Origin of the sequence: Pseudomonas sp. TWI929 (genome assembly GCF_039673335.1) — a bacterium.
Lineage (GTDB): Bacteria > Pseudomonadota > Gammaproteobacteria > Pseudomonadales > Pseudomonadaceae > Aquipseudomonas.
In genome coordinates this window covers 1-7,322 of record NZ_JBDJLK010000149.1, presented here as the reverse complement: position 1 = coordinate 7,322, position 7,322 = coordinate 1, and the positions used below count along the sequence as shown (strand labels likewise).

6 protein-coding genes and 1 tRNA gene are annotated in these 7,322 nt (G+C 63.5%); 5 read left to right on the top strand and 2 right to left on the bottom strand.

The features are described 5' to 3' along the window. Nucleotides 1–89: 89 nt before the first annotated feature. On the bottom strand, nt 90–1,028 hold the full coding sequence (locus ABE456_RS27970; protein ID WP_346646817.1) for a LysR family transcriptional regulator: 939 nt from the start codon (nt 1,026–1,028) through the stop codon (nt 90–92). A gap of 118 nt (nt 1,029–1,146) precedes the next feature. On the opposite strand from ABE456_RS27970, the gene ABE456_RS27965 reads away from it, so the two are divergent. The 4 genes from ABE456_RS27965 (at nt 1,147) to ABE456_RS27950 (ending at nt 6,049) form a co-directional block, all read left to right on the top strand. Further along, nucleotides 1,147–1,896 (top strand): 3-oxoacyl-ACP reductase family protein, encoded by a 750-nt coding sequence (locus ABE456_RS27965; protein ID WP_346646816.1) that lies wholly within the window; start codon nt 1,147–1,149, stop codon nt 1,894–1,896. A 128-nt stretch (nt 1,897–2,024) separates the two neighbouring features. Next, nucleotides 2,025–3,194, top strand: coding sequence for an MFS transporter (locus tag ABE456_RS27960; RefSeq protein ID WP_346646815.1), 1,170 nt, complete (start codon nt 2,025–2,027; stop codon nt 3,192–3,194). A 138-nt stretch (nt 3,195–3,332) separates the two neighbouring features. Then, on the top strand, nt 3,333–3,713 hold the full coding sequence (locus tag ABE456_RS27955; RefSeq protein ID WP_346646814.1) for a hypothetical protein: 381 nt from the start codon (nt 3,333–3,335) through the stop codon (nt 3,711–3,713). Nucleotides 3,714–3,916: 203 nt separating this feature from the next. Continuing rightward, nucleotides 3,917–6,049, top strand: a complete 2,133-nt coding sequence (locus ABE456_RS27950) for a TonB-dependent siderophore receptor (RefSeq protein ID WP_346646813.1) — start codon at nt 3,917–3,919, stop codon at nt 6,047–6,049. 183 nt (nt 6,050–6,232) lie between these two features. On the opposite strand, the gene ABE456_RS27945 is transcribed toward ABE456_RS27950, so the two are convergent. Continuing rightward, a tRNA-Ser gene (locus ABE456_RS27945) sits at nt 6,233–6,322 on the bottom strand. 198 nt (nt 6,323–6,520) lie between these two features. On the opposite strand from ABE456_RS27945, the gene ABE456_RS27940 reads away from it, so the two are divergent. Continuing rightward, nucleotides 6,521–7,210 carry a crotonase/enoyl-CoA hydratase family protein gene (locus tag ABE456_RS27940; protein WP_346646812.1) on the top strand — a complete coding sequence of 230 codons (690 nt, stop codon included), beginning with the start codon at nt 6,521–6,523 and terminating at the stop codon, nt 7,208–7,210. Nucleotides 7,211–7,322 lie beyond the last annotated feature (112 nt).

Sequence of the window (7,322 nt, the reverse complement as noted above, 5' to 3'; positions counted from 1 at the left end):
CTCCCACAGGGATCCCACAATCTTCAGGCGTGTGATATTCCTGTGGGAGCGGGCGTGCCCGCGAAGAGGCCGGTACAGGCAACAATTCTCTAAAGGGCTTGCAAGGCATCAAACCGCCCCGCCAACCCCTGCTCGGCAAACTGCTCCACCACAAAATCGATAAACGCCCGGGTCTTGCCCGGCAGCAGCTTGTGCTCGGCGAAATACAGGCTGATATGCCCATCATCCACATACCAGTCAGGCAACACCCGCCGAAGCCGCCCCGCCTGCAGGTAGGGCACGGCAAACGGCAAACTCACCAGGGCAACCCCCAGCCCTTGCTCGGCTACCGCGCAAGCTGCATCGGAATCGCTCATGGTCATCGCCTGGCGCAGTTGCAGCGGCTGCTGCGCCTGCCAGCGGCTGGTCAACGGCCACGAGCGCACCCGCCCGGTCTGCGGTGAGCGGATCAGAATGCCGTCATGCCGCTGCAGCACCTGTGGGTCGTCAATGTGCGCATGCCGCTGCAGATACGCTGGCGCCGCCACCAGCACCCGGTGCGCCGGGGTCAGCTTGCGCGCCACCACCCCCGGTGGCAGTTCGAAACCACCACCAATCGCCGCATCGAAACCCTGCCCGATCAGGTCGACCTGACGGTTGTCGAAATGCCAGTCTGGTGTGATCGCCGGATATCGGCGCAAAAACTCGCCCAACAACGGCAACACATACAACCGCCCGAACACCGTGCCCATGCTCACCCGCAGCAACCCGGCCGGCTGGCCCTCGGCACTGGCCAGGTTGGCCACGGCGTACTGGATGGTGCGGAAACTGTCACTGACCTCGCCGAGAAAACGCTGCCCCGCCTCGGTCAAAGTCAGCTTGCGGGTACTACGCTGGAACAACCGCACGCCCAGGCGCGCTTCCAACTGGGCAACGTGCTTGCCCACGGCGGCCGGGGTAATGCTCAGGCGCCTGGCGGCCTCGGCAAAACTGCCAACCTCGGCACTGCGGATGAAGCATTCCAACGCGTTGAACGATTCCATGGCCATGATTGGCAACCAAAGGTTTACTCTGCTGATAGTGATTAGCATCTTATCAGCAGGTAATCGAGCGCCGATACTGCGCCCATCCAAGGCATTTCGGCCTGGCTTCCAGCAGGAGATCAGCATGTCCAAGCAACTTACACTCGAAGGCAAAGTAGCCCTGGTACAGGGCGGTTCCCGCGGCATTGGTGCGGCCATCGTGCGGCGCCTGGCCCGCGAAGGCGCGCAGGTGGCCTTCACCTATGTCAGCTCAGCCGGGCCGGCAGAAGAACTGGCCCGGGAAATTACTGAGAACGGCGGCAAGGCCCTGGCCTTGCGGGCCGACAGCGCCGATGCAGCGGCCGTGCAACTGGCCGTGGATGACGCGGTGAAGGCCTTCGGCAGGCTGGACATCCTGGTCAACAACGCCGGCGTACTGGCGGTGGCGCCGGTGACCGAATTCGACCTGGCTGACTTCGACCGCATCCTGGCGGTAAACGTGCGCAGCGTGTTCGTCGCCAGCCAGGCTGCGGCGCGCTACATGGGCCAGGGTGGGCGCATCATCAACATTGGCAGCACCAACGCCGAGCGCATGCCGTTTGCCGGCGGCGCGCCCTATGCCATGAGCAAGTCGGCGCTGGTTGGCCTGACCCGCGGCATGGCGCGTGACCTGGGGCCGCAGGGCATTACCGTGAACAACGTGCAGCCAGGGCCGGTGGACACCGACATGAACCCGGCCAGTGGCGAGTTTGCCGAAAGCCTGATCCCACTGATGGCAATTGGGCGCTATGGCGAGGCGGATGAGATTGCCAGCTTTGTGGCTTACCTGGCGGGGCCTGAGGCGGGGTATATCACCGGGGCCAGCCTGACGGTGGATGGTGGGTTTGCGGCCTGATTGAAGGGTTGCCGGTACTGGCCTCTTCGCGGGCACGCCCGCGAAGAGGCCAGCACAGGATTACATTGGTGTCATGCCTGACACTTCCTGATAATCCCCCCACTTACCACTGCCGTCACGAGTACCGCATGAACACCACCCTCAGCCGCGCCCTGATCCTGCTGATGGCCACCGCCACCGGCCTGGCCGTGGCCAGCAACTACTACGCCCAACCACTGCTGCACAGCATCGCCCAGCAATTCGGCCTGAGCACCGCCAGCGCTGGCAGCATCGTCATCGCCGCGCAGCTCAGCTATGGCGCCGGCCTGTTGCTGCTGGCACCGCTGGGCGACCTGTTCGAGCAGCGCCGGCTGATCACCGTGATGACCGCCATTGCCACCCTTGGCCTGGTAATCAGTGCCTGTGCACCAAGCCTGACCTGGCTGATCCTCGGCACGGCGCTGACCGGGCTGTTCTCGGTGGTGGCGCAGATCCTGGTGCCCATGGCCGCGACCCTGAGCGAGCCGCACCAGCGCGGGCGCGCGGTCGGCACGTTGATGAGCGGCCTGCTGCTGGGCATCCTGCTGGCGCGTACCGCTGCCGGCTTCATGGCCGAATTGGGCGGCTGGCGTAGCATCTACGTACTGGCCGCAGTACTGATGGCCATCACTGCCGTGGCGTTGTACCGCAGCCTGCCGCAACACCACAGCCATGCCGGGCTGAAATACCCGGCGCTGATCGGCTCGGTGTTTCGCCTGTTCTTCGAAGAACCGGTGTTGCGCCTGCGCTCGCTGCTCGGTCTGCTGGCGTTCAGCTTGTTTGCCCTGTTCTGGACACCACTGGCATTCCTGCTGGCCAAAGGCCCGTACCACTACTCGGACGCGGTGATCGGCCTGTTCGGCCTGGCCGGGGCGGCAGGTGCGCTGTCGGCCAACTGGGCCGGGCGCCTGGCCGACCGAGGCAAGGGCTCGCTGGGTACCACCGTGGGCCTGGTGGTGTTGCTGCTGTCGTGGGTACCACTGGGGTTTGCCGAGCAATCGTTGCTGGCCTTGCTGCTGGGCGTGCTGATGCTCGACCTGGCAGTTCAGCTGGTGCACGTGAGCAACCAGAACGCGGTAATAGCCCTGCGGCCCGAGGCACGCACGCGGCTTAATGCCGGGTACATCACCTGCTACTTCATTGGTGGGGCGCTGGGCTCGCTGCTAGGCACGCAGCTGTTCCAGCACCAGGGCTGGATGGGCATTGTGGTGGCGGGGCTGGTAATTGGCGCCCTGGCGTTGCTGGCGTGGCTCGTAGCTGCCCGCAAAGCCGCCGCATAACCCCATGTGGGAGCGGCCTTGCGTCGCGAAAGGGCGACATTGCACCGCACTACCCTCCGTCGCATTGCCGTTGACTTGCCCGCCCGGGCAGCGCTCAGTAGGCGCTGCTCAATGCCCTTTCCCTGACAGGACGACTTTATGACAAGACTCACGGTGCAATCCGGCGATTTCTTGCAAGGTGAAGGTGAGTATCGCAATGGATCGCTCACACTCAAGACCCCGCGCAGCCCTTCTCCGGGCGAGCGAATTTCCCTGGCACGTATCAGCGACTTGCGGTTGGCCAGCCTGGAACCCAGCCGCAGCCTGGGCAGCGCCCTGGGCTGGGGCGTAGCCGGCGCCCTCGTAGCCGGGCCGGTGGGGCTGCTGGCCGGCCTGTGGCTGGGTGGCAAGGAGGAAGAAGCCACCTTCCTGGCCACCTTCAAGGATGGGCGCAAGCTCATGGCCATTACCGATGGCAAGACCTGGTCGAAAATCGATGACAACTGGCGGCAGCACAAGCGGCCGGCCAACACAGACTGACTGAATATCACCGGGCCCTGATCGTTTTAGGGTGAAGGCGGCTGCTAAGATGCCGCCTTTTTCATGGCCTGTGCCGACCTCTTCGCGGGTAAACCCGCTTCCACAGGGAAATCACACCCCTCAGGACCAGTGATATTCCTGTGGGAGCGGGTTCACCCTCGAAGAGGCCGGCACAGGTGTTGCGCCTCCAGGAGCCCCACCGCATGCCCCCGCGTCACCCCCGCCTGCCCCTGAGCTTGCTTAGCCTGGGCCTGGCCCTGCATTGCCCTGATGTGCTTGCCGAAGACAGCGTGCTACTGGCCCCACTGCAGGTCTCCGACACCTACGCCAACGACGGCTACCAGGCACACCAGGCAGCAGTAGGCGGTTTCCAGCCCGCCCCCTTACTCGACACCCCGGCCTCGATCAGTGTGTTCAACCAGCAACTGCTGGAAGACCGCCAGGTGCGCCTGCTCAGCGAGGTGCTGCAAAGCGACGCCTCGGTGGGCGAAAGCTATGCCCCCATCGGCTACTACGAAAACTTCAACGTGCGCGGCTTCGAACTGAACGCCGCCAGCAGCTACCGCATCAACGGCCAGACCATCGCCGGCGAGCAGAACGTGGCCCTGGAGAACAAGCAGCAGGTGGAGCTGCTCAAGGGCCTGTCCGGGCTGCAAAGCGGTGTGTCGGAGCCCGGCGGCCTGGTCAACTACGTGACCAAGCGCGCCGAAGACGTGCGCAGCGTCACGCTGTCGACCAACGAACAAGGCGAACGCTACCTGGCTACCGACCTGGGCGGCTGGTTCGGCAGCGAAAAGCAGTTTGGCCTGCGTGCCAACCTGGCCCATGAAGACATCCGCTCGTACGTCGACCACGCCGACGGCAAGCGCGACTTCGCCTCGCTGGCCTTCGATTGGCAGATCAACCCGGACGCCACCCTGCAGCTGGATGCCGAGTACCAGCACCGCGAACAACGTTCTGTGCCGGGCTACCAGTTGCTCGGAGGCACCGAAGTGCCCCACGGCATCGACCCGGATGACCGCCTGGCTTACCAACACTGGGCCAAGCCGGTGCAAAACGACTCGCTGAATGTGGGCGGGCGCTTCGAGTACCACTTCAACCAGGCCTGGACAGGCACCTTGAGCGCCTCGCGCAGCAAGGTGGTAATCGACGACTACAGCGCGTTTGCCTGGGGCTCGAGCGAAGGCGCGTTCTTCGCCAGCAATGGCGACTACGACATCTACGACTTCCGCAGCCCCGACGACACCCGCCGCACCGATGAGGCGCAGGCCATGCTCAACGGGCGTTTCGATGCGCTGGGCGTGGGCCATGAGCTGACCGTGGGCACCAGTGCGCAGCGGCGCACGCTGGATCAGCGCCCCAGCTATATGGAATGGGTGGGTACTGGCAACATCCATACCGGTGCGCCGGCCTTTGACCCATCCGATAAGCCCATCAGGTCTAGCGAACGTCGCCTGGACAGCCGCCAGTACGGGTTGTTTGTCAGCGACCGCATCAGCTTCAACGAGCAATGGCAGACCGTACTGGGTGCCCGTGAAGTACGCCTGGACGAGAAAACCTGGGATGAGAACGGCGTTGCCGGGCGCCATACCCGGCAATACGAGTTGCTGCCGAACGCTGCGCTTATCTACAAGCCCCAGCCGGACACCACGGTATACGCCAGCTACTCCAAAGGCCTGTCAGCGGGCAGTACCGCACCTTGGTTCGCTGAGAACAAATTCGAAATCCTGGCGCCTACCACGTCCCACCAACTGGAACTGGGCATCAAGCACGACTGGCAAGGCCTGAGCTTCAGCGCTGCGCTGTTCCAGATTCGCCAGGCCTACCAGTACGCGCGCCCGGATGGCGCTGGCAAGTTCACCTACGTGCAGCAAGGCCAGCAGAAAAACACCGGCCTGGAGCTGGGCGCCAGCGGCTGGGTGACCCAGAAATTGCAGGTGCAGGCCAGCGCTGCGGCCATTCGGGCGCGGGTGCAGAACAGCGGTACTGATGAATATGAAGGCCACCAGGCGATCAACGTGCCCAAATTCCGCGCGGCGCTGCAGGCAGAATACAGCCTGCCGGTGCCAGGGCTGGCGCTGCTGGGTGGGGCGCGCTACAGCGCCAGCAAATATGCGAGCCAGGCGGGGAATGTGGAGGTTGGTGGATATACCGTGTTCGACCTCGGCAGCCGCTACCGCACGCGCATTGGCGGGTATGACACGGTGCTGCGGCTGACGGTGGATAACGTGTTCGACAAGCGTTATTGGCGCGATGTGGGGGATTACCTGGGGGACAACTACCTGTTCCAGGGGGCGCCGCGGACGGCTCGGCTGTCGGCTTCGGTCAGCTTCTAGAATTTTGGGGGCGCGTTGCGCCCCTTTCGCGACACAAGGCCGCTCCCACAGGGCCACCTACAATCTGAAGGCAGCGCATCCCTGTGGGAGCGGCCTTGCGTCGCGATGGGCTGCGCAGCAGCCCCAAAGACCCTGAAAACAAAAAGCCCCCGGCTTTTCAGCGCGGGGGCTCTTCGTAGAATGTGGCGGTGAAGAAGGGATTTGAACCCTTGATACGATTTCTCGTATACACACTTTCCAGGCGTGCTCCTTCGACCACTCGGACACTTCACCGTTTCTCTTCAAGCCTTGCAGCCTGTCGAGGTGCGCTAATTTAGTGAAAGAGCTTCCCTTTGGCAAGCATTTTTTTCAATTTTTTCATGTATTTGCACTTGAGCCCGGCTGGACGCTGACCGACCAGTCAGCCTTGCTGCTTTACCTCGCCCCTGGCGCTGGGTAACGTCGTCGCCACGCCAACAAAAGGACTCTGCCATGAGCGAGCTGATTACCTACCACGCCGAAGACGGCATCGCCACCCTGACCCTGAACAACGGCAAGGTCAACGCCATCTCGCCGGATGTCATCACCGCCTTCAACGCCGCACTCGACCGCGCCGTCGAAGAGCGTGCGGTGGTGATCATCACCGGGCAGCCGGGCATTCTGTCTGGCGGTTACGACCTGAAGGTGATGACCAGCGGCCCGAAAGAGGCAATCAGCCTAGTTACCGCCGGCTCCACCCTCGCCCGCCGCCTGCTGTCGCACCCGTTCCCGGTAGTGGTTGCCTGCCCGGGCAATGCTGTGGCCAAAGGTGCCTTCCTGCTGTTGTCGGCCGACTACCGCATTGGCGTCGAAGGGCCGTACAAGGTGTGCCTGAACGAAGTACAGATCGGCATGACCATGCACCATGCCGGCATCGAGCTGGCCCGCGACCGCCTGCGCCGCTCGGCCTTCCACCGCTCGGTGATCAATGCCGAGGTGTTTGACCCGCAAGGCGCGGTGGATGCCGGCTTCCTCGACAAGGTAGTGCCGGCCGAGCAGTTGCAGGAAGCGGCACTGGCCGCGGCGCGGGAGTTGAAGAAGCTGAACATGCTGGCGCACAAGAATACCAAGCTGAAAGTGCGCAAAGGGTTGCTGGAGGCATTGGACAAGGCAATTGAGCTGGACCAGCAGCATATGGGCTAAGAATCGACTCCCCTGTGCTGCGCGGCTCTTGTAGGAGCGGCCTTGTGTCGCGAAAGGGCCGCAAAGCGGCCCCAGCAATATCTGCGGCGAAGCTGAAGATGTGGGGCCGCTA